This window comes from Mycolicibacterium brumae, assembly GCF_025215495.1.
GTDB classification, from domain to species: Bacteria; Actinomycetota; Actinomycetes; order Mycobacteriales; family Mycobacteriaceae; genus Mycobacterium; species Mycobacterium brumae.
This window is the reverse complement of sequence record NZ_CP104302.1, coordinates 710,338-732,586: the sequence shown is the minus strand read 5'-3', so window position 1 is coordinate 732,586 and position 22,249 is coordinate 710,338. Positions and strand designations below refer to the sequence as shown.

Here is a 22,249-nt window from a genome sequence, read left to right as displayed (position 1 = left end):
CCAGCGTGCGCACAGGTCCGCCTCCGGGGCCCGAGCGTGCGCACAGGTCCGCCTCCCGGGCGCGAGCGTGCGCGTAGGTCCGCTTCCGGGGCGCGAGCGTGCGCACAGGTCCGCAAACGCCCAGGACGGGGTGAACCTACGCGCACGCTCGCCAGAGAAACCGGACCTACGCGCACGCTCGCGGCCGGCGTCACCCAGATCGCCCCAGAACAGAGCTTTACAGCGAGCGGCCGTTGGCGTAGGCGGTCGCCCAGTCGCGGACGGCGCGGGCGTACTGATCGGAGTAGTTGTAGGCCCGAAGCGCGTTCATCCAGCCGTGCGCGGTGGAGAGGTCCTTGCCCCGCGAGCACAGGTAGCCCGCCGCCGACAGCGCCGCGTCGTCGAAGTTGTCCGGGTCGATGTTGCCGTCGTTGTTGGCGTCGACCCCGTAGAGCTTCCAGGTCTCCGGGATGAATTGCATGGGCCCCATCGCGCGGTCCAGGGTCGCGTCGCCGTCGAGCTCGCCGTTGTCGGTGTCGGCGATGTGCATGTTGCCGCTGGTGCCGTCGAGCTGCACGCCGCGGATCGGCGGGGTCACCGTGCCGTCGGGCAGGATCTGCGCGCCGTGATAGGTGCCGTGGTGGCTTTCCACCATCCCGATGCCGGCCAGCGTGGTCCAGTTGAGGTTGCATCCCGGGTTGAGCACCTGCGCCACCCGAGCGGCGTAGCCGTAGGCCTCCAACGCGGTCACCGGGATGCCCAGCGCGTCGGAGCGGGCGGCGGCCCAATCGTGCAGCTGGTCGGCGGGGCGGCCGTGTTTGAGGTCGATGCGCACCGCGGGCACCGGGTCGCCCGCGGGCGGCGGCACACCGTCGGGAATGGGGACACCGCGCTGCCAGGAACAGCCGGACGCCAGGAGCACGCCTGTCGCGATCAACACGGCGACAGCCCTCAGCCAACGCCGCGTCACAGGACTCCCCTACACCAGAACATTCGCCGTCCATCGTCCCATGAGCGTCGCCGAGCTTCGCGCGTGACCGTCCGACGCCGATTTGGCCCGACCCGCTGTTAAAGTTAGCCGAACCTACATTCGGGGTGGCCAAACGTCATGCCTGGCGCGGCGGAACGGGGACAAAGTTGCCGACGGGATTTGCCGATTCCGCACTAACCCTGCTGGCCGCCCCCAGCCCGGGAACGCAGCTGTTCGGCAGCTTTCTGATCGGCCTGCGCGAGGGCCTGGAAGCCGGGATCGTGGTCTCGATCCTGGTGGCGTTCCTGGTCAAGAGCGACCGTCGGGACGCGCTGAAATGGGTCTGGTTCGGCGTCGGCGCCGCGGTGCTGATGACCGTCGGGGTGTTCCTGGGCATCCAGCTCGGCGAGAACACCATCAAGGATCTGGCCGCCGAAGCCTTCGCCGGCGTCGCGTCGCTGCTGGCGGTGGTCATCGTGACCACCATGGTGCTGTGGATGAAGAAGGCCTCCGCCGGCATCTCCGGTGAACTGCGCGAGGGCATGACCCGGGCGCTGGACACCGGTGGGCTGGCCGTCATGTCGCTGTCGTTCCTGGCGGTCGGCCGCGAAGGCCTGGAAACCGCGCTGTTCATGGTGGGCTACGCCAATGCCTCCACCGGTTGGCCGCTAACCGGGCTCATCCTGGGTGTGCTGGTCGCCGCCGCCATCGCCTACGGCATGTATCGCGGCGCGGTGCGTTTCAACCTGGCCAAGTTCTTCCGGTACACCGGGATCTTCCTGATCGTGGTGGCCGCGGGCATCCTCTCCTATGGCGTCGGGGCGCTGCAGACCGTGGGCTGGCTGCCGTTCCTCACCGGCAAGGCCTTCGACCTGTCGCCCTGGTTCACCTTCGACTCGACCTTCGGCCAGGCGCTGACCGGTGCGATCGAGGGCGTCTTCAACATCACCCCCACACCGACGGTGCTGCAGTTGCTGTGCTGGGCGGGCTACTTGGTCATCGTTCTCGCACTGTTCCTCCGTCCCGCCAAACCCCCGGCCCAGCCGGTCACCAAAGAACCCGAAAGGTCAACCAGATGAGCAACTTTCACGCCAAGTCGGCGACCGCCCTGGCTTGCGCCGCGCTGACCGGCGTCGCGCTGGCCGGCTGCACCGCCAAGGAGGCGAGCAATGACGGCGCCGCCTCCAACGAGGCGATCACCGTCGCCGCCACCGACACCGAGTGCGTGCTGTCGGCCACCGAGGGAACCACCGGCGCCAACACCTTCATGGTCACCAACAATGGCTCCAAGGTCACCGAGTTCTACGTCTACGACGAGGGCGACCGGGTGATGGGCGAGGTGGAGAACATCTCCCCCGGACTGGAGCGCAAGCTGATCGTGCAACTGTCCGAGCCGGGCACGTACCAGACCTCCTGCCGGCCGGGCATGGTCGGCGACGGCATCCGCGGCGAGTTCACCGTCACCGGCGAGGCCGTGGAGATCGACACCGAGGGCAAGTTCAAGGAAGCCGCCGACAGCTACAAGCGCTACGTGGTCAGCCAGACCGAGGCGTTGCTGGCCGCCAGCCAGGTGTTCGTCGACGCGATCAAGGCCGGCGACATCGAGGGCGCCAAGAAACAGTTCCCGATCGCCCGCACCTACTACGAGCGCATCGAGCCGGTGGCCGAGTCCTTCCCGAATGACCTCGACCCGCGCATCGATCTCCGCGAAGCCGACCTGGAGGAGGGCCAGAAGTGGACCGGGTTCCACCGGCTGGAGAAGGACCTCTGGGTCTCCGGTCTGCAGCCGGACACCAACGCGATGGCCGATCAGCTGATGACCGACCTGAAGGAACTTCAGGACGGCGTGAACTCGGACAGCTACAAGATCGACTCCACCCAGATCGCCGGTGGCGCACAGGGTCTGCTCGACGAGGTCGCCGCCACCAAGATCACCGGCGAAGAGGACATCTTCAGCCACACCGACCTGTGGGACTTCAACGCCAACGTGGAGGGCTCCCGGACCGCGGTCGCGTCGGTGCGGCCGATCCTCGACGAGCGCAACGCCGATCTGGGCAAGCGCGTCGATCAGCGTTTCGACGAGGTCGAGAAGCTGCTCGACGGGCTGCGTGAGGGCGACGGCTTCGTGTTCTACGACAAGGTGACCGAGCCGCAGCGCCAGGAGTTGTCCCGCGCGATCGACGCCCTGAGCAAGGAAGTCAGCCAGGTGCAAGGTGTCGTCGCCGGACAGTAACCAAGAGCCGCAGGGCTTTTCCCGGCGCCGGCTCCTCGCCGGCGCCGGGGTCGCGGCCGCCGCCGTCGGTGTGGCCGGCGCCGGTGTGGCGGCCGGGCGGGCGACGGCGCCGCATCACGGCCTGCTGCAGTCCGCGGTGCCGTTCCGCGGCGTCCACCAGGCCGGAATCGTCACCCCGGCCCAGGATCGGATGCACTTCGCCGCCTTCGATCTGATGACCGACAAGCGCGACGAGGTCATCCAGATGCTGCGGGAGTGGACGCACATGGCCGAGCGGCTCACCGCCGGCGATGAGACCGCCCGCAACGGCGCCACCGGCGGGAACCCGTACGCGCCGCCGGAAGACACCGGCGAGGCGCTCGGCCTGCCGGCGTCCCAGTTGACCCTGACGATCGGCTTCGGCCCCAGCTTCTTCCGCAAGGACAGGGTGGACCGGCTCGGCATCGCCGACCGCCAGCCCGAACTGCTGCGGGATCTGCCGAAGTTCTCCAACGAGTCGATGGACCCGGCGCGGTGCGGCGGCGACATCTGCGTGCAGGCCTGCGCGAACGACCCGCAGGTCGCGGTGCACGCAGTGCGCAACCTGGCCCGCGTCGGTTTCGGCACGGCCGCGGTGCGGTGGTCACAGCTGGGCTTCGGTCGCACCTCGTCGACCTCGCGGGACCAGGACACCCCGCGAAACCTGTTCGGGTTCAAGGACGGAACCAACAACATCAAGGCCGAAGAACCCGGTGTGCTCGACGAGCACGTCTGGGTGGCCGACGGTGACGGGCCCGCCTGGATGACCAACGGCAGCTACCTGATCACCCGGCGGATCCGAATGCGGATCGAGCCGTGGGACCGCACCACCTTGATGGAGCAGGAGCGGGTGATCGGGCGGACCAAGGGCAGCGGCGCGCCGCTGGGGTTGCCCGACGAGTTCGACGAACTGGACCTCGGCCGGGTCGACGCCGACGGCGAGCCGGTGATCGACGTCGACGCGCACGTCCGGATGGCCTCGGCCGAGGAGAACGCCGGCGCGCAGATGCTGCGGCGCGGCTACAACTTCACCGACGGCACAGACGGTTTCGGGCACTTGGACGCCGGGCTGTTCTTCATCGCGTTCGTGCGGAACCCGAAGACGAACTTCATCCCGATCCAGTCCAAGCTCGCGAAGAAGGATCTGCTCACCGAGTACATCCTGCACACCGGCACCGGTATTTTCGCCGCGCCGCCGGGAATCCCGGAGGGCGACAATGACGCCTACTGGGGCTCGACGCTGTTCGAGTCCTAGATCGGCGCCGACTAAACCGCCGGCCAAGCCGCGCGCCATTCGTCGGCCGAAGCCCCGGCCTGCGGGGTGTCGAAGTCGCCGCGCGTCGCGGCGATGGCGCGCTCGGCGGCCCGCACATCGTCCATGAACGCCAGCGCCGTTCCACGCAAACGTGTTTCGGCGTCCTGGTCGACGGTGACGGTCTGCAGGTCGGCAGGGATCAGCTCGGCGGGTATCCCGGCGCGCTCGGCGCGGGCGAGCACCTTCTGCGCCAACAACAACGCCGGGGAGGCGGTGGGCAGGTCGTCCATCACCGAGGCGTCGACGCCGACCAGTCGCGCCTTCTCGGCGGCCTTGCGCTCCTCCCACTGCGCCAACTGGTCCTCCAGCGAGATCTCCTCACCGGCCAGGACAGCGGGCACCCGGTTGACCAGCTTGCGGATCAGCGCGTCGGCGACGTCGTCGATATCGAACGAACCCGCGGGCGCGTCTTCGGCGATGCGGGCGTGGAAAAGCACCTGCAGCAACACATCTCCGAGCTCACCGCGCAGTTCCTCTGCGTCGCCGCCGCGCACCGCGTCGAACAGCTCGTAGGTCTCCTCCAGCAGGTATCCGCGCAGTGAGTCGTGGGTCTGCTGAGACTCCCACGGCCCGTTGGTCCGCAACCGGTCCATGATCTCCACCGCCTCGAGCAGCCGCTCACCGCGACGGGGTTCCGGCGCCGCCAGCAGCCGGGCCCCACCGTCGAGGCGCGCGCGCACCTCGGGGTGCTTCGGATCCGAGGACAGCAGCACCGGGGCCGGGTCGCCAACGCCGACCGGGCGTGCGGCGGCCAACGCCCACACCACTTTCGGGGGCAGCTCCTCGGTGTACTGCACCGGGCCCGCCAGCAATTCGACCGCGTCCACCGGCACCAGCTGCGGCCGGAGCGGGTCCACCAGAATCACCGTCATGCGTCGCCTTCCGTCGGGCCGCTGACCGCAGCGAGATCCACCTCGCCCTGCGGGCGGCCGTCGAGGGCCAGCAGCAGATCGGCGACCGTCTGCGCCAGCTCGAGGTCGCGGATGCGCGGCGCCCCGATTCCGCTGCCGGAGCGCGGGATCGGCGCCTGCACCATCGAGGTGGTGGGTCGGTACGTCGCGCCGGGGTACATCCGCTTGAGCCGCAGCTGCTGGGAGTCCAGCAACGTCAGCGGCGCCAGCCGCAGGGTGGCGGCGTCGGCGCCCGTCGCGGTCACCTCGGTCACCCCGTAGCGCCGGCACAGCAGCCGCAGCCGGGCCACCGCGGCCAGGCGGCGGGCAGGTTCGGGCAGCGGGCCGTAGCGGTCGACGAGTTCCTCGACCACCCGGGCGACCGCGTCCTCGTCGGCGGCCGATGCCAGCCGCCGGTAGCCCTCCAGGCGCAGCCGGTCGCTGCCGATGTAGTCCGGCGGCAGGTGGGCGTCGATCGGCAGGTCGATGCGGACTTCCTTGGGTTCTTCGGAGCGCACCGGCTGCCCGTCGGCGGCAGCGCGGTAGGCCTCGACGGCCTCACCGACCAGCCGGACGTACAGATCGAATCCCACCCCGGCCACGTGCCCGGACTGCTCGACGCCGAGAACGTTTCCGGCGCCGCGGATTTCGAGGTCCTTGAGCGCCACCGCCATGCCGGCGCCCAGGTCGTTGTTCTGGGCGATGGTCGCCAGCCGGTCGTGCGCGGTCTCGGTCAGCGGCATCTCCGGCGGGTACAGGAAGTAGGCGTAGCCGCGTTCGCGTGACCGACCGACCCGGCCGCGCAGCTGGTGCAGCTGAGACAGTCCGAAGGTGTCGGCGCGTTCCACGATCAGGGTGTTCGCGTTGGAGATGTCCAGACCGGTCTCGACGATCGTGGTGCACACCAGGATGTCGAACTCCCGGTTCCAGAATCCTTCCACCGTGCGTTCGAGTTGCTCCTCGGGCATCTGTCCGTGTGCCACAACAACTCTGGCTTCGGGCACCAAGGCCCGGATCCGGGCGGCCGCGTCGTCGATGGTGCGGACCCGGTTGTGGATGTAGAACGCCTGCCCGTCGCGCAGCAGTTCACGCCGCAGCGCGGCGGCGACCTGCTTGTTGTCCTGCGGGCCGACGTAGGTCAGCACCGGGAACCGTTCCTCCGGCGGGGTCAGGATGGTCGACATCTCCCGGATGCCGGCCAGGCTCATCTCCAGGGTGCGCGGGATCGGCGTGGCGCTCATGGTGAGCACATCGACGTGGCTGCGCAGGCTCTTGATGTGTTCCTTGTGTTCGACGCCGAAGCGCTGCTCCTCGTCGACGATCACCAGGCCGAGGTCCTTCCAGCGCACCCCGGTCTGCAGCAGCCGGTGCGTGCCGATCACCACATCCACACTGCCGTCGGCCATTCCGGCGACGATGGCCTTGGACTCGGTCGGATCGGTGAACCGGGACAGGCCCTTGACGGTGACCGGGAAGCCGGCCATCCGGGCGGTGAAGGTCTGCAGGTGCTGGTCGGCGAGCAGGGTGGTCGGCACCAGCACCGCGACCTGCTTGCCGTCCTGGATGGCCTTGAACGCCGCGCGCACCGCGATCTCGGTCTTGCCGTAGCCGACGTCGCCGCAGATCACCCGGTCCATCGGCACCGGCTTCTCCATATCGGCCTTCACCTCGGTGATCGCGGTGAGCTGGTCGACGGTTTCGGTGAACCCGAACGCGTCCTCCATCTCGGCCTGCCAGGGGGTGTCGGGGCCGAACGCGTGGCCGGGCGCGGCCTGCCGCTTGGCGTAGAGCGCCACCAGTTCGGTGGCGATCTGCGCGACGGCCTTGCGCGCCTTGGTCTTGGTGTTGGTCCAGTCGCTGCCACCGAGCCGGCTCAGCGTGGGCGCGGTTCCGCCGACGTAGCGCGACAGCTGGTCCAGCGAATCCATCGGCACGTACAGCTTGTCGGTGCCGCCGCCGCGCTTGGCCGAGGCGTACTCCAACACCAGGTACTCCCGGCGGGCGCCGCCGACGATGCGCTCCGTCATCTCGACGAACTTGCCGATGCCGTGCTGGTCGTGCACCACCAGGTCGCCGGCGGTCAGCGCCAGCGGGTCGACGGTGTTGCGGCGCTTGGCCGCCAGCCGCCGGCCCTCGCCGGCGGTGGCCCGGTTGCCGGTCAGGTCGGTTTCGGTGATCACCACCAGCTGCGCGCCGGGCACGATCAGCCCGGTGTGCAGCGGCCCCTGCAGCACGCTGACGACTCCCGGCTTCGGGGTTTCGCCGCCGGCCAACATCGTTGCCGGAGTGTCGGATTCGCCGAGCTGCTCCACGACGCGGTGCGCGGTGCCGACACCTGGGGCCACCACCGCCGCGGTCCCGCCGGTGGCCACGTGCGCGCGCAGCATGGCGAACAGCTCATCGATGCTCTGCTGGCTGCCGCGGGTGGACGGCGCGGGGCGGACATCGAGTTCCACCGCGTGCTCGTCGGGCAATTGGCTCAGCGTCCACCACGGGTGCCCGCCGGCCGACGCGGCGGCGCGCACCTCGTCGAGCGCCCGGAACCCGGAGCCGCCCAATTCCTCGATGTCGATCGGGGCGTCGCCGCCCAGGGCCGCCACCGACCAGGACGCCTCCAGGAATTCGCGGCCGGTCTTGATCAGGTCGGCGGCGCGGGTGCGGACCTTCTCAGGGTCGCAGACCAGCAACGGGGCGCCGTCGGGCAGGTGGTCGGTGAGCTGGGTGAGCTCGTCACCCCACAGCACCGGGGCCAGCGCCTCCATCCCGTCGACCGGGATGCCTTCGGCCAGTTTGGACAGCATCTCCCCCACCGTGCCCAGCACCGCGTTGTCGGTGGCCGGGGTGGAGTCGGCGAGTTGGGCGGCGCGCTCCCGCACGGCGGTGGTGAGCAGCAATTCGCGGCACGGCATCGCGACCAGGTGCCGCACCGGGATCTCCGGGATGGAGCGCTGGTCGGCGACGGAGAACATCCGCATCTCGGTGACCTCGTCGCCCCAGAACTCGACGCGCACCGGATGCTCGGCGGTCGGGGCGAACACGTCGAGGATTCCGCCGCGCACCGCGAACTCGCCACGCTTGCCGACCATGTCGACGCGGGTGTAGGCGAGCTCGACCAGCCGGGCGATGACGTCGTCGAAATCGGCCTCGCGGCCGACGGCCAGGCTGACCGGCTCGGCGTCGGCGGCGGCGCCGTCGCCGCGGGCCATCGGCTGCAGCAACGAGCGGACGGTGGTGACCACGGCGCGCAGCGGGGGGCCGAGCCGATCGTCGTCGGGGTTGGCCAGCCGTCGCAGCAGCAGCAGCCGGTTGCCGACGGTGTCCGCGCCCGGGGACAGCCGCTCGTGCGGCAGCGTCTCCCAGGACGGGAACAGCGCGACGGCGTCGCCGAAGACCCCGCGCAGTTCGGCGGTCAGGTCGTCGGCGTCGCGTCCGGTGGCGGTGACCAGCAGCAGCGGGCCGCGGCGGGCCAGCGCCGCGGCGACATACAGCTGGGCCGCCGACGGCCCGACGATGTCGAGGGTCTGCGGAGCGGCGGCGGCGCGTTCGGCGAGATCGGTGAAGGTCGGCGCGGTCAGCGCCAGCTCCACCAGACCCGCGATCGGGGTCTGGACATGCGGGTGCCCCGGTGTGGTCATGATGGGGGAAGTCTAGTGCCGCCGCCGGACGCCGCGCCCGCTACTCCTCGTGCAGCACCGGGTCGGACTCGAGGTGGGTCAGGCCGTTCCAGCACAGGTTCACCAGATGCGCGGCGACCACTTCTTTGCTGGGCTCGCGGACGTCGAGCCACCACTGCGCGGTCATCGACACCGAGCCGACCAGCGCCTGGGCGTACAGCGGCGCCAGTTCGGGGTCCAGGCCGCGTCGGGAGAAGTCACCGGCCAGGATCGAGGACACCTGATTCACCGCGTCGTTGAGCAGGCTGGAGTAGGTGCCGGAGCTGATCGAGGCCGGCGAATCGCGGATCAGGATGCGGAATCCGTCGGTGTGTTCCTCGACATAGGTCAGCAGCGCCAGCGCGACCAGCTCGACCCGCACCCGGGACCGGTTGTTGGTGAGCGAGGAGGTGATGGCCTCCAGCAACGCCGACATCTCCCGGTCCACCACCACGGCGTAGAGACCCTCTTTGCCGCCGAAGTGCTCGTAGACCACCGGCTTGGACACCCCCGCGCGGGAGGCGATCTCCTCGATGGACGCGCCGTCGTACCCCCGCTCGGCGAACAGGGTCCGGGCGATGTCGATGAGTTGACGCCGGCGCTCGCTGCCCGTCATCCGGGCCCGCGGCGCGCGGACCTCCTTCTCCGGGGCTGCCACGAGATGTCAGCCTATGGCACCCGATAGGATCCGTTGGCAGGCGATCCGTCGTGGTGTAATCGGCAGCACCTCTGATTTTGGTTCAGATAGTTCAGGTTCGAGTCCTGGCGACGGAGCATGATCGCGCTCCCCGGCGAAGGTAGGCGCTCACCCATATGACAACTGGCGACGCTGTGGTGGTCCTGGCGGCCGGGGCAGGCACCCGGATGCGGTCGGACACCCCGAAGGTTCTGCACACCCTGGGCGGGCGCAGCATGCTCGCGCACGCGCTGCACGCCGCGGCCGGCGCGGACCCGCGCCATCTGGTGGTGGTGCTCGGCCACGACCGCGAGCGGATCGCGCCGGTGGTCGCCGAGCTGGCCGCCGAGCTGGACCGCGACATCGCCATCGCGGTGCAGGAAGAGCAGTTGGGCACCGGGCACGCGGTGGCCTGCGGGCTGAGCGCGCTGCCGTCGGACTTCACCGGGACGGTCGTCGTCACCTCCGGAGATGTGCCGCTGCTGGACGCCACCACACTCGCCGAGCTGACCGACTACCACCGCGACGAGCCCGCCGCGGTGACGGTGGTGACCACCACGGTGGCGGACTCGACCGGGTACGGGCGCATCCTGCGCACCCAGGACGGCGAGGTCACCGCGATCGTCGAGGAGGCCGACGCCACCGCGCAGCAGCGCCGTATCCGGGAGATCAACTCCGGGGTGTACGCGTTCGACATCGCGGCGCTGCGGGGTGGGCTGGAGCGGCTGTCGTCGAACAACGCCCAGAACGAGCTGTACCTGACCGACGTCATCGGGATCGTCCGGTCCAACCGGCAGGCGGTGCACGCGCTGCACGTCGAGGACGCCCATCTGGTCGCCGGCGTCAACGACCGGGTGCAGCTGTCCACGCTGGCCATGGAGCTGAACCGCCGGGTGGTGGCGGGTCTGCAGCGTTCCGGGGTGACAGTGATCGACCCGTCGACCACCTGGGTCGATGTCGAGGTCACCGTCGGGCGCGACACGGTCATCCATCCGGGCACCCAGTTGCACGGCGTCACGGCGATCGGGGCGCGCTGTCAGATCGGTCCGGCCACCACGTTGCGGGACGTGACCGTCGGTGACGACGCCTCGGTGGTGCGCACCCACGGCAGCTCGTCGGCGATCGGCGACGGCGCGGACGTCGGACCGTTCACCTACCTGCGGCCGGGCACCGTGCTGGGCGCCGACGGCAAGCTGGGCGCGTTCGTCGAGGTGAAGAACTCCACCATCGGCGAGGGCACGAAGGTGCCGCATCTGACGTACGTGGGGGACGCCGACATCGGCGAGCAGACCAATATCGGCGCGTCCAGCGTCTTCGTGAACTTCGACGGCGAGTCCAAGAGCCGCACCCGGGTCGGGTCGCACGTCCGCACCGGCTCGGACACCATGTTCGTGGCGCCGGTCGACGTCGGTGACGGCGCCTACACCGGGGCCGGCACGGTGCTGCGCCACGATGTGCCGCCGGGCGCGTTGGCGTTCTCCGACAACGCCCAGCACATCGTGGAGGGCTGGGTCGAGTCCAAGCGACCGGGCTCGGCGTCGGCTTCAGCTGCCAGGCGGGCGCGCGAGAGCGACGATTAGCTCCGCACGCGTACCGAAATGGGGCCTGTGGCGAGCGTCGTTTGGATAATCCAAACGAAGGCCCGCTGCGGCCCCATTTGTGTACACGCAGCACCTCGCGGCCACCGCGCGTTCGGTTTCGGGCAACCCGGGTACGCATGGGTAACCGGTGTTCGTAAGATTGGCGCGTATCGATCCCCGAGGCGAGGGTGGCGCAAGTGGGCCAGGAATGGACCGACAACCGTAAGAATCTGATGCTCTTCGCGGGTCGGGCGCACCCCGAGCTGGCCGAGCAGGTGGCCAAGGAGCTGGGTGTCGAGGTGACGCCGCAAACCGCGCGGGACTTCGCCAACGGCGAGATCTTCGTGCGGTTCAACGAGTCGGTGCGCGGCTGCGACGCGTTCGTGCTGCAGAGCCACCCGGCGCCGCTGAACACCTGGCTGATGGAGCAGCTGATCATGATCGACGCGCTCAAGCGCGGCAGCGCCAAGCGCATCACCGCGATCATGCCGTTCTACCCGTACGCCCGGCAGGACAAGAAGCACCGCGGCCGTGAGCCGATCTCCGCGCGGCTGGTCGCCGATCTGCTCAAGACCGCGGGCGCGGATCGCATCATCACCGTCGATCTGCACACCGACCAGATCCAGGGCTTCTTCGACGGGCCGGTGGACCACATGCGCGGCCAGTCGCTGCTGTGCAGCCACATCGCCGAGAGCTACGCCGATCAGGACCTGGTCGTGGTCTCCCCCGACTCCGGCCGCGTCCGGGTCGCGGAGAAGTGGGCCGACGCCCTGGGCGGCGTCCCGCTGGCCTTCATCCACAAGACCCGCGACCCGCTGGTGCCCAACCAGGTGGTGTCCAACCGGGTCGTCGGTGAGGTCAAGGGCAAGACCTGCATCCTGACCGACGACATGATCGACACCGGCGGCACCATCGCCGGCGCGGTGAAACTGCTGCACCAGGACGGCGCCAAGGACGTGATCATCGCGGCCACCCACGGCGTGCTGTCCGACCCGGCCGCGCAGCGGCTGGCCGAATGCGGCGCCCGCGAGGTGATCGTCACCAACACGCTGCCGATCGCCGAGGAGAAGCGCTTCCCCACGCTGACCGTGCTGTCCATCGCGCCGCTGCTGGCCTCGACCATCCGCGAGGTGTTCGACAACGGTTCGGTGACCGGGCTGTTCGACGGTTCGGCCTAGCATGGCGCGGATCTACCACAACCCCAAGTGCTCCACGTCGCGCAAGACGCTGGAGCTGTTGCGGGACAACGGGATCGATCCGGAAATCGTGCTGTATCTGAAGACCCCGCCCACCCGGGACGAGTTGGCCAAGCTGATTGACGACGCCGGCATCGAGGTGCGGGCCGCGGTGCGCAAACGCGAATCGCTCTACGGCGAGCTGAATCTGGCGGAGGCCACCGATGAGCAGCTGCTCGACGCGATGGCCGAGCACCCGATCCTGATCGAGCGGCCGTTCGTCGTCACCGACAAGGGCGTGCGCCTGGCCCGTCCGATCGATTCGGTCAACGAGATCCTGTAATGACCTGGACCGCAGGCGAACTGCCCTCCTTCGAGGGGCGCACGGTCATCGTCACCGGCGCGAACAGCGGCCTGGGCGAGGTGACCGCGCGTGAGCTGGCCCGGGTCGGCGCGCGCACCATCTTGGCGGTGCGCAACGTGGACAAGGGCCGCGAAGCCGCCGAGACGATGTACGGCGACGTCGAGGTCCGCCAGCTGGATCTGGCCAACCTGGCGTCGGTGCGCGCCTTCGCCGAAGGCGTCGACGGGGACGTCGACGTGTTGGTCAACAACGCCGGGATCATGGCGGTGCCGTACGCGTTGACCGCCGACGGTTTCGAGAGCCAGATCGGGGTGAACCACCTCGGGCATTTCGCGCTCACCGGGCTGCTGCTGCCGCAGATCACCGATCGAGTGGTCACGGTGTCCTCGTCGGCGCACTACCTGGGCTGGGTCAGCCTCGACGACCTGAACTGGAAGGCCAAGCCGTACTCGGCGTGGCTGGCCTACGGCCAGTCCAAGCTGGCCAATCTGCTGTTCACCCGCGAGTTGCAGCGACGGCTGGACCGCGCCGGGTCCTCGGTGCGGGCGCTGGCCGCGCACCCGGGGTATTCGGCGACCAATCTGCAGGGCCACACCGGGGGTGTGTCGGACAAGGTGATGGCGGTCAGCAACCGGCTGGCCACCAGCGCGGATTTCGGCGCGCGCCAAACGTTGTTCGCGGCGTCCCAGGACCTGGCCGGGGACACCTTCATCGGCCCGCGGTTCGGCTTCGCCGGGCCCAGCCGGGCCGTCGGGCGCAGCCCGCTGGCCCGCAGTGACAACACCGCGGCCCGGCTGTGGTCGTTGTCGGAGAAACTCACCGGGGTGGAGTTCGGATAGGCGCCTGCGCTACCCTTGTCGGGCGTCACGGCGAGGGTGGTGAGAAGCCACCGTTATCGACGGGGACCCGCGAATCGCGGATTGTCTGCTCTTGCCGTGCCCCACACCCAGGTACGACATATGAGGAGCGACATGGCCAAGAACGCCACCACCAGCAATAACCTGAGCGCGGTCGTCCGCGAGGAGACCGGCAAGGGCGCCTCGCGCCGGGCCCGCCGTGCGGGCCAGGTCCCGGCCGTGCTCTACGGCCACGGCGAGGATCCCCGCCACCTGCTGCTCAACGCCCACGATCTCGCCGCGGTGCTGCGGAACTCCGGCACCAACGCGGTGCTGGTGCTCGACATTGAGGGCAAGGAGCAGTTGGCGCTGACCAAGGCGCTCGACATCCACCCGATCCGCCGCAACATCCAGCACGCCGACCTGCTGGTCGTGCGCCGCGGTGAGAAGGTCACCGTCGAGGTCAACGTGATCGTCGAGGGCGAAGCCGCCTCCGGCACCCTGGTCACCCAGGAGACCAACGCCATCGAGATCGAGGCCGAGGCGCTGTCCATCCCCGAGCAGCTGGTCATCTCCGTCGAGGGCATCGAAGCCGGCACCCAGATCGCCGCCGGCCAGGTCGAGCTGCCCAAGGGCGTCACCCTGGTCTCCGACCCGGAACTGCTGGTGGTCAACGTAGTCGAGGCGCCGACGGCCCAAGAGATGGACGACGAGGGCGCCGGCGACGATGCCGGCGCCGCGCCGGCCGAGGCCGCCGAGGAAGCCGGCGAGGAAGCCGCCGAGTAACAGCACTTCGAGGATCGACGGGGTTTGCCATGGCCGACACACTGCTCGTCGTCGGCCTTGGCAACCCCGGACCCCGGTACGCCAACACCCGACACAATGTCGGGTTCATGGTCGTCGACCTGCTGGCGGGCCGAATGGGCGAAACCTTCAAGGCGCACAAGAAGTCCGGCGCTGAGGTTGTCACCGGCCGGATCGGCGGCCGCGCCGTGGTGCTGGCCAAGCCGCGGGTGTACATGAACGAATCCGGTCGTCAGGTCGGTCCGCTGGCCAAGTTCTATTCGACGCCGCCCGCTGAGGTCATCGTGGTGCACGACGAGCTCGACATCGACTTCGGGCGCATCCGGCTCAAGCGGGGCGGCGGCGAGGGCGGCCACAATGGGCTGAAGTCGGTGGCTTCTGCGTTGGGAACAAAGGATTTTCAGCGGGTCCGCATCGGCATCGGCCGCCCACCCGGCCGCAAGGACCCAGCGACGTTCGTACTGGAGCCGTTCAGCTCCGTCGAACGCGCCGAGGTCCCCACCGTTTGCGAGCAGGCGGCCGATGCCGCGGAATTGCTTGTCGCACAGGGGCTGGAGCCAGCCCAGAACATCGTGCACGCTTGGGCTTGAGGCCTACTGACCGGGGCCTGGCCTGAGCCGGGGCTTACCCGGCCAGCGGCGTGCGGTTACCAGCCGAGGAAGATCTGGCGCGGGACCATGCCCAAGGCGCCCATCTGCTGGCCGCTCATCGGCGCCCGGGTCTGCGGCACGACCTTGATCGACGTGCTGCCATTGGTCTCACACCGCGTCTTGGTCGCGGTCTGCTCGCAGACCGGCCGCGCCTGCGCCTCCGTCGCGGTCACCATCGGCGCCGCGACCATCGACATCGCCATCAAGCCGGCCGCAGCGACTGCGCTCTTGTTGCGTAACTTCATTTTTCGGCCTCCCCTCTCTGTGGGGTCTGGATTCGCTTACACCATCCAGAGTCACCAAGACCGGGGCGGAGCTCCATGAACTCCATGGCTTCGTCACATCACTGTCCGGGGCCCTACACACGAAAGACCTCGACCTGACATATCAGGTCGAGGTCTTTGGGGCCTGCCGGAGCAGGCCGCAATCGTGGTCGGGTTACCAGCCGAAGAGGGTGTCGCGACGGACGCCGCCGATGCCACCCAGGCCCTGCCCCGGCTGCTGCGCCCGGGTCTGCGGCACGGCCTTTATCGAGGTGCTGCCGTTGGTCTCGCAGCGGGTCTTGCCGCCGCTTTCCCGGCAATTCGGGCGCGCCATGGCGCCCGGCGCCGAGATCAACGAAACCGACATCAGCGCCGCAGCCAACAGGGCAACTTTCCTACGCGTGTTCATGCGGTTCCCCTTTCTAGGGATTGGTCGGGCGGAGCTGAATTACGGGCAGGCTTCGATCAGCGTCCGGGCGCTGGGGTCGAATGGGTAGCCGCCCTCGGCGGCGTGCGCGAACGCGTCGTCACGCGCCGCAGCGGGGTTGGCGCCGGCGCCGCCACCGACCTGGCCGGTGTTGTCGTTGCCGATGGAGACGATGCACAGATTGTCGCTGGTCACCTCGTCCCAGCTGCAGTCCATGCCGCCGCCGGCCTCGCAGGCCGCGATGACGTTCGCGGTCGCGGCGCCCTTGTTGTCGCCGGTGGCGCGGAAGCCGACCAGCGAGTCCCCGACGTACCCGGAGCCGACGGCCTCATAGACATCGTCGGAGGGGTCGGAATTCACGGCAGGCTCCACGTAACCGTTGTCCTCGTTATAGCCGTCCGGGCCACCGGCCCACGCAACGCCCATCGAGATCGCAGCGGCGGCGACGCCTCCTGCGAAGAGTGCAGAAACCGTGCGGGTCAACGCCATTGCGGTCCTTTCATCGAATTCTTTGAGTTTGGTATGGAACTTAACATGAGCAATCCGGATTCGCGCGAGGTGCGCGATGAACGCCGAATTTTCGTCCGGGGGGTGCTACCAGCCCCACAGCATCCCGCGGCGAAGTCCGCCGATGCCGCCGATCATTCCGGCTTGCGGACCCATTGCCCGGGTCTGCGGCACGGCCTTGATCGAGGTGCTGCCACTGGTCTCACACCGGATGGCTCCACCGGTGTCGCGACAGCTCTGCCGTGCGCCGGCGACCGGTGAGGAAATCATCGAAACGACGATCAAGCCCGTCGCGGCCAATGCCATCGTTGCGCGGGTATTCATTCAGGCTCCCCCTCGGGTAATGAGAAATTCAACGGTGATTCACCCTTGGCGGGCTGATCGGAAACTTCAGAAACTGCGGAAACCGGAGTCCGGGCGGCTACTTGTCCAGGTAAATCTGCCACGGCGCCATCATCATGCCCGGCATCTGCTGCGCCGGCGTCTGCGCCCGGCTCCGCGGCCCGGTGGTGATCTGCACGCTGCCATTGGTCTCGCAGCGCATGGTGGCCCCGGCTTCCCGACATTCGGGTTGAGCGCCGGCCGGGGCGGCCGCCAGCACAGCGCCGATCAGTGCGGCGCCCACGATCGTCGCCGACACCGATGCGGTGTTGCGTCTAGTCACCGATGCGGTGTTGCGTCTAATCATTGGGCCCCCTCTCGGTCACTGTGTGCCTCCACAGTAAGTGACACTCGCCCCTGTGCGTAAGGCCTGCGGCGCCTGGTGGGGAAAATTGATGACTTTGGCAATCAGTTTTCGCTGCCGGGACTACCAACCGATGACGCCGACCGGGCCGCCGACGAACGCCCCGGGGCCCAGCCCGGGCCAGAAGACGTTGGCCTGCGGGGCGCGGATGTGCGGCACGCTCTTGATCGAAACGCTGCCGTTGGTCTCGCACACCACGTTTCCGTCGCCGCCCCGGCAGGATTGCCTGGCGACGGCGCCCGGCGCCGAAATCAGCGCGATCATCGACGTCGTCGCACCGATCAGTGCGATCGTCGCCACGGCCCTCATGTTCCGGTCCCGAACCTAGGTGACCAGGGCGACGGAGTTGGACCGGCGCAGCTTGCCCGACGGGGTCTTCGGGATGGTGCCCGGCCCGAGCACGACGACATTGCGCGGCCGGACGTCGACCTCGGCCACCACCTCGTGGGCGACCTGGCGCTCGATCCGGTGCACCTCGTCGGGGTTCTGGTAGTCGTTGGATTCGACGGCGACGGCGAACGTCTCCCGGGAGTGCCCGGCGTCGAGGCGCACCGCGACCGCGCAGCCCGGGCGCACGCCGGCGACCCGCCCGGCGGCGCGTTCGATGTCGGTCGGGTAGATGTTGCGGCCGGCCATGATGATGACGTCCTTGACCCGGCCGCAGACCACGATGTGGCCCAGTTCGGTGATGTAGCCCAGGTCGCCGGTGTCGTACCAGCCGTGCTCGTCCTGGGCCGGCAGGAAGCCGCCCATGGTCAGGTAGCCGGGGGTGACGCATTCGCCGCGCAGTTCGATGACGCCGACGCCGCGGGGGGCCATCACGTTGCCGTGCTCGTCGACGATGCGGACCTCGAGGTCCTGCAGCACCGGGCCGAGGGTGGCCAGCCGGCGGGTGTTGCCCTTGGTGGCCGGGACGGCCTGGCGCAGCGCGGCCAGCAGGTCGGCGTCGACCTCGTCGACCAGCAGGCCCTGGCCCAGGTCGGAGAAGGACACCGCCAGCGTGGTCTCGGCCATGCCGTAGGCCGGCATCACGGCTTCGGGCCGCAGGCCGAACGGCTTGCCGGCGTCGATCAGATCCTCGACGTCGGCCGGGTCTACCGGCTCGGCGCCGGAGAGCGCGAAACGCAGCGACGACAGGTCGAACTGACCCGGCTCGGCCTGCTTGCGCAGCCGCTTGGCGAACAGCGCGTAGGCGAAGTTCGGCGCCGCGGTCATGGTGCCCTTGTACTTGTCGATGAGCTTGGCCCACAGCAGGGTGTCGCGCAGGAAGTCCATCGGGGTGACCTTGACCAGCTCGACGCCGAAGAACATCGGGATGGTCAGGAAGCCGACCATGCCCATGTCGTGGAAGCACGGCAGCCAGCTGAGCATGACGTCGTTGCCGTCGGGGTCCATCTTCGCGCCGACGAACATCGCCTCGGCGTTGGAGTAGATATTGCGGTGCGTGATCTGCACCGCTTTGGGCGATCCGGTCGAGCCCGAGGTCAGCTGCATCAGCGCCAGGTCGTCCTCGCCGGTCTCGATCGGGTCGATCGGGTCGGCCTTCAGCAGGTCCTCGACGGTCAGGACGGTGATGCCCTTTTCCTCCAGCACCGGGACCGCGGCCAGGAACGGATCGGAGATGATGACGGCCTTCGCCTCGATCATCCCGACGACGTTCATGGTTTCCTCGGCCCACATCACCAGGTCGGTGCGCGGGGTGGGCTGGTGCAGCATGGTCAGGCTCGCGCCGCGCATCCACAGACCCTGGGCGGCCGGGGCGATCTCCACCGGAGCGCCGACCAGCATGCCGACGGCGTCGCCGTGGCCGATCCCGGCGGCGGCGAGGCCGCCCGCGACCTGGCGAGCGCGCTCGTGCACTTCGAGCCAGGTCTGGCGGACCGGTGCGTGGGGCTCACCCGTCACCATTCCCCGGTTGCTGTTCCGGGCGTTGAAGAACATCTTCTCGGTGAACCTGCTCACGAGAACCTCCTGGACAATCGGAGCGATGGCGTCGGCGGCGCCCAGTTAATAGTCATCACCGCCGTTCATCTTAAACTCCTCTTAAGTAACTACCAAACTATGTGATGAATTCGATGCGCGTGTCATTTGCCCGCCGGAACCACCCGGGCGCCGTGCACCGGCCCGCTGGCCACCCGCACGGTGCGGCACACCCCGGCGCCGGCCAACTGGCTGCACACGTCGACGGCGACGTCGACGGTCTCGCAGAGGAACGCGCACGTCGGCCCGGACCCGGAGACCACACCGGCCAGCGCCCCCGCCTCGACGCCGGCACGCAGGGTGCGGCGCAGGCCCGGGTTCAGGCTGAGGGCCGCCGGCTGGAGTTCGTTGCCCAGCAACGGGGCCAGCCGGGTCGGATCGCCGCTGGCCATCGCCGCGAGCACCGCCTCGGGTTCGGACAGTCGCGGCTGGGCGCCGGTCAGCCGTAGCCGATCGATCTCGGCGAAGACCTTCGGCGTGGACAACCCCGAATCGGCGAACGCCAGCACCCAGTGGAAGGTGCTGCGGGCCAGCACCGTGGTCAGCTCCTCGCCGCGGCCGGTGCCCAGCGCGGTGCCGCCGTGCAGCGCGAACGGCACGTCGCTGCCGAGCTTGGCGGCCAGGGTGTGCAGGTCGGCGCGGGGCACACCGAGTTCCCAGAGCGTGTTCATCGCGACCAGCACCGCGGCGGCGTCGGCGCTGCCGCCGGCCATGCCGCCGGCCACCGGGATGGACTTCTCGATGGTGATCGCCACATCGGGTGAGCGTCCGACGTGTTCGGCCATCAGCTCGGCGGCCTGCCAGGCCAGGTTGCGCCGGTCGGTGGGCAGCGTGTCGGCGCCCTCGCCGACCACCGTCAGCGACATCAGATCGGCGTTGGCGACCACCACCTGGTCGAACAGCGACACGGCGTGGAACACCGTCGTCAACTCGTGATAGCCGTCCGGGCGGGTGTCGCCGACGGACAGGAACAGATTGACCTTGCCCGGCACGCGGACCGTCACCGATCCGGTCGGGACCCATTCGGTGGCGGTGTTGCCGGTGAGAGACACCCGACGAGACTATCCGGCCTCGTCGGCGGGAGCCGTCGACGGCGCGAGGGGCAGCGCGGCCAATCGGGTGAAGTCGTCGATGGACAGCGTCTCGGCGCGGGCGGACGGGTCGATGCCGGCGGCGCGCAGCAGCTGTTCGGCGGCCTCGCCCGAACCGGCCCACCGCGACAGCGTGTTGCGCACCGTCTTGCGGCGCTGGGCGAACGCGGCGTCGATCAGCGCGAAGGTCTTCTCCCGGAACGCCGGGTCGGTCGGCCAGCGCGGCGACGGGTCGCGGTCGATGCGCACCAGCCCGGAGTCGACCCGCGGGACGGGCCAGAACACCGACGGCCCGACGGTTCCGGCCCGGCTGACGTCGCCGTAGAACCGGGCCTTGACGCTGGGGACGCCGTAGTCCTTGCCGCCGGGTTCGGCGGCCAGCCGCTCGGCGACCTCGAGTTGGACCATGACCAGCGCCCGCTGCACGGTCGGGAAGCCGGCCAGCACGGTCAGCAGGGCCGGCACGGCGATGTTGTAGGGCAAGTTCGCCACCAGCGCGGTGGGTTCGACGAGCGGGCCGTTGGGTTCCGGCAGGTCCCCGGGGCCCAGGGTGAGCACGTCGCGGTTGAGGACCGTCAGCGTCGCCGACTCCCCGCTGGAGCGTTCGGCCAGGGTCTGCGGCAGCCGCCCGGCGAGCACCGGGTCCACCTCGACGGCCAGCACCGAGGCGCCGGTTTCCAGCAGCGCCAGGGTCAGCGAGCCCAGCCCGGGGCCGACCTCGATGACGGTGTCGTCGGCGGTGACGCCGGCGGCGGCCACGATCCTGCGCACCGTGTTGGCGTCGTGGACGAAGTTCTGGCCCCAGGATTTGCGGGGCCGAACGCCCAGCTCGTCGGCCAGCTCCCGGATGTCGGCAGGGCCCAGCAGTCGGATGGTCAGCGGGCGCCGATCCGCGAGCTGCAGGTCGGCCAGGCGCCCCAGCCCTGCACGGCCTGAGTCTTCGAAGCGATGGCGATCTGCTCCTCGCGGGTGGCCAGGTCGGCGCGCGGGGCGTACTTGGCGCCGCCGTGGGCCAGCCAGGTGCCGTAGTCGAACTGCACGCCGCCGTAGAAGCCGTTGCCGGTGTTGATCGACCAGTTCCCGCCGGCTTCGCACTGCGCCAACGCGTCCCAGGTGCCGCCGTTGGTCACCGGCGGCACCTCGGTGCCCGGCTTGGCGCCGACGCGCAGCACCGAGTCGCGGGCCGGGGTGATCACCACGTTGGCGACGGGCAGCCGACCGGTCTCGCGGCCGTTGACGGTGGCCACCGCGTAGGTCACGTCCTGCAGGCCCGGGGTGCCCGGGTCCTCGACGACCTTGCGGCTCATGTTCAGCGTGACGTCCTCGATGCGCTGCGCGTTCGGCGTCAGCGGCTCGCGCGCGGTGACCTTCTCCATCCGGATCCGGGTGACCTCGACCTGCATGCCCTCGGCGACCGGGGTGGCGGCGGCGGGTTCGACGCGGTCGTTCTGCTCCAGCGGGACACCGGCGGCGGCCAGCAGGCCGGCGACGTTCGCGGCGGCCAGCTTCACGGTGCGCACGGCGCCGCCGTCGTTCAGGACGACCTTCTTGGCGCTCACCACAGGCAGCGCCATGCCGCCGAGCGGCAGCCGGGCGGACCGGTTGGCGGCCACCGGGGCGGTGTCGGTCATCTGCAGCTGGGTCAGCGCCTCGTCGACGGTGGACGCGGTGGTCCACACCTGCTGGGCGCCTTCGCCGTCGAGGGAGATCTCCAGCGGGCGGCTGCGGCGCAGTTCGATGGTGGTGTCGTTGCCGACGGCGTCCTCGGCGGCCGGGAAGAGGTCGTCGCGCTCGGCGACGTCGAAGCCGTTCTCCTTGACCACGTCGATGACGCGGGACTTCATGGTCTTGACGGTGGTGGACGCGCCGTCCACGGTCAGCGTGACGGTCTTCTGCGAGGCGACGGCGTAGCCGCCTGCGACGGTCAGGGCAACCAGCATCGCGCCGACGAGGGCGCGCAGCTGCCCGGAGCGGGAGTGGTGCAATTTGTGGACGACGTTCACGCGGGACTACCTCAGCTTTTCTTCGCGGCCGGCGGCATGCCAGACGGCCGTTGATAACAAGACGGTAACGAAGGGCGCTGGGGCGGGGCA

The 22,249-nt window shown here is 69.5% G+C and carries 23 protein-coding genes and 1 tRNA gene; 10 read left to right on the top strand and 14 right to left on the bottom strand.

What is annotated here, in order from left to right; all coding sequences use genetic code 11:
- Positions 1-217: 217 nt before the first annotated feature.
- Positions 218-949 (bottom strand): lytic transglycosylase domain-containing protein, encoded by a 732-nt coding sequence (locus L2Z93_RS03760; protein WP_162561927.1) that lies wholly within the window; start codon positions 947-949, stop codon positions 218-220.
- 167 nt (positions 950-1,116) lie between these two features.
- Between L2Z93_RS03760 and efeU the strand changes: the two genes are divergently transcribed.
- From efeU to efeB, 3 genes are read left to right on the top strand one after another with little or no spacing between them, the layout of a single operon-like run.
- Complete coding sequence (gene efeU, locus L2Z93_RS03755; protein ID WP_234786153.1) at positions 1,117-2,028, top strand: iron uptake transporter permease EfeU; 912 nt, start codon at positions 1,117-1,119, stop codon at positions 2,026-2,028.
- Positions 2,025-3,182 carry an iron uptake system protein EfeO gene (efeO, locus tag L2Z93_RS03750; protein ID WP_090589194.1) on the top strand — a complete coding sequence of 386 codons (1,158 nt, stop codon included), beginning with the start codon at positions 2,025-2,027 and terminating at the stop codon, positions 3,180-3,182. The genes efeU and efeO overlap by 4 nt, the downstream gene beginning before the upstream one ends.
- On the top strand, positions 3,163-4,455 hold the full coding sequence (gene efeB, locus L2Z93_RS03745) for an iron uptake transporter deferrochelatase/peroxidase subunit (protein WP_090589193.1): 1,293 nt from the start codon (positions 3,163-3,165) through the stop codon (positions 4,453-4,455). Before efeO ends, efeB begins: the two co-directional genes overlap by 20 nt.
- Before the next feature lie 11 nt (positions 4,456-4,466).
- Here efeB and L2Z93_RS03740 read toward each other — a convergent pair whose 3' ends face one another.
- The 3 genes from L2Z93_RS03740 to L2Z93_RS03730 are packed head-to-tail and all read right to left on the bottom strand — an operon-like array spanning position 4,467 to position 9,674.
- A complete protein-coding gene (locus L2Z93_RS03740) occupies positions 4,467-5,387 on the bottom strand; it encodes a nucleoside triphosphate pyrophosphohydrolase (protein ID WP_090589192.1) in 921 nt (306 codons plus the stop codon).
- Entirely contained in the window at positions 5,384-9,040 is a 3,657-nt protein-coding gene (mfd, locus tag L2Z93_RS03735; protein ID WP_090589191.1) for a transcription-repair coupling factor, read from the bottom strand. Before mfd ends, L2Z93_RS03740 begins: the two co-directional genes overlap by 4 nt.
- A 40-nt stretch (positions 9,041-9,080) precedes the next feature.
- Entirely contained in the window at positions 9,081-9,674 is a 594-nt protein-coding gene (locus L2Z93_RS03730) for a TetR/AcrR family transcriptional regulator (RefSeq protein WP_090589348.1), read from the bottom strand.
- An 86-nt stretch (positions 9,675-9,760) separates the two neighbouring features.
- Between L2Z93_RS03730 and L2Z93_RS03725 the strand changes: the two genes are divergently transcribed.
- The 7 genes from L2Z93_RS03725 to pth all read left to right on the top strand — a co-directional run bounded on the left by L2Z93_RS03725 (position 9,761) and on the right by pth (position 15,083).
- A tRNA-Gln gene (locus tag L2Z93_RS03725) sits at positions 9,761-9,832 on the top strand.
- Positions 9,833-9,871: 39 nt separating this feature from the next.
- Complete coding sequence (gene glmU, locus L2Z93_RS03720) at positions 9,872-11,314, top strand: bifunctional UDP-N-acetylglucosamine diphosphorylase/glucosamine-1-phosphate N-acetyltransferase GlmU (protein ID WP_090589190.1); 1,443 nt, start codon at positions 9,872-9,874, stop codon at positions 11,312-11,314.
- Positions 11,315-11,511: 197 nt separating this feature from the next.
- Entirely contained in the window at positions 11,512-12,492 is a 981-nt protein-coding gene (locus L2Z93_RS03715; protein WP_090589189.1) for a ribose-phosphate diphosphokinase, read from the top strand.
- Between the two features lies 1 nt (position 12,493).
- On the top strand, positions 12,494-12,832 hold the full coding sequence (gene arsC, locus L2Z93_RS03710) for an arsenate reductase (glutaredoxin) (protein ID WP_090589188.1): 339 nt from the start codon (positions 12,494-12,496) through the stop codon (positions 12,830-12,832).
- Positions 12,832-13,692, top strand: a complete 861-nt coding sequence (locus tag L2Z93_RS03705) for an oxidoreductase (RefSeq protein ID WP_090589187.1) — start codon at positions 12,832-12,834, stop codon at positions 13,690-13,692. The genes arsC and L2Z93_RS03705 overlap by 1 nt, the downstream gene beginning before the upstream one ends.
- 132 nt (positions 13,693-13,824) lie before the next feature.
- Entirely contained in the window at positions 13,825-14,475 is a 651-nt protein-coding gene (locus L2Z93_RS03700; RefSeq protein WP_090589186.1) for a 50S ribosomal protein L25/general stress protein Ctc, read from the top strand.
- 29 nt (positions 14,476-14,504) lie between these two features.
- Positions 14,505-15,083, top strand: coding sequence for an aminoacyl-tRNA hydrolase (pth, locus tag L2Z93_RS03695; RefSeq protein ID WP_090589185.1), 579 nt, complete (start codon positions 14,505-14,507; stop codon positions 15,081-15,083).
- Positions 15,084-15,139: 56 nt separating this feature from the next.
- Here the strand turns inward: pth and L2Z93_RS03690 are convergent, their stop codons facing one another.
- From L2Z93_RS03690 to L2Z93_RS03645, 10 genes are all read right to left on the bottom strand, one after another.
- A complete protein-coding gene (locus L2Z93_RS03690; protein ID WP_090589184.1) occupies positions 15,140-15,388 on the bottom strand; it encodes a hypothetical protein in 249 nt (82 codons plus the stop codon).
- Between the two features lie 193 nt (positions 15,389-15,581).
- A complete protein-coding gene (locus L2Z93_RS03685) occupies positions 15,582-15,815 on the bottom strand; it encodes a hypothetical protein (RefSeq protein WP_090589183.1) in 234 nt (77 codons plus the stop codon).
- Between the two features lie 39 nt (positions 15,816-15,854).
- Entirely contained in the window at positions 15,855-16,259 is a 405-nt protein-coding gene (locus tag L2Z93_RS03680) for a hypothetical protein (RefSeq protein ID WP_099541257.1), read from the bottom strand.
- Positions 16,260-16,427: 168 nt separating this feature from the next.
- Positions 16,428-16,646, bottom strand: coding sequence for a hypothetical protein (locus L2Z93_RS03675; RefSeq protein ID WP_234786152.1), 219 nt, complete (start codon positions 16,644-16,646; stop codon positions 16,428-16,430).
- 115 nt (positions 16,647-16,761) lie between these two features.
- Complete coding sequence (locus L2Z93_RS03670; protein WP_128111801.1) at positions 16,762-17,004, bottom strand: hypothetical protein; 243 nt, start codon at positions 17,002-17,004, stop codon at positions 16,762-16,764.
- A gap of 144 nt (positions 17,005-17,148) precedes the next feature.
- Positions 17,149-17,394 carry a hypothetical protein gene (locus L2Z93_RS03665; protein WP_090589179.1) on the bottom strand — a complete coding sequence of 82 codons (246 nt, stop codon included), beginning with the start codon at positions 17,392-17,394 and terminating at the stop codon, positions 17,149-17,151.
- Between the two features lie 15 nt (positions 17,395-17,409).
- Positions 17,410-19,047, bottom strand: a complete 1,638-nt coding sequence (locus L2Z93_RS03660) for a fatty acyl-AMP ligase (protein WP_090589178.1) — start codon at positions 19,045-19,047, stop codon at positions 17,410-17,412.
- A 122-nt stretch (positions 19,048-19,169) separates the two neighbouring features.
- A complete protein-coding gene (locus L2Z93_RS03655; RefSeq protein WP_090589177.1) occupies positions 19,170-20,117 on the bottom strand; it encodes a 4-(cytidine 5'-diphospho)-2-C-methyl-D-erythritol kinase in 948 nt (315 codons plus the stop codon).
- Positions 20,118-20,126: 9 nt separating this feature from the next.
- Positions 20,127-21,068: a 16S rRNA (adenine(1518)-N(6)/adenine(1519)-N(6))-dimethyltransferase RsmA gene (rsmA, locus tag L2Z93_RS03650; protein WP_234786157.1), complete on the bottom strand. Its 942-nt coding sequence runs from the start codon at positions 21,066-21,068 to the stop codon at positions 20,127-20,129.
- Complete coding sequence (locus L2Z93_RS03645) at positions 21,032-22,159, bottom strand: resuscitation-promoting factor (protein ID WP_234786151.1); 1,128 nt, start codon at positions 22,157-22,159, stop codon at positions 21,032-21,034. Before L2Z93_RS03645 ends, rsmA begins: the two co-directional genes overlap by 37 nt.
- Positions 22,160-22,249: the final 90 nt, after the last annotated feature.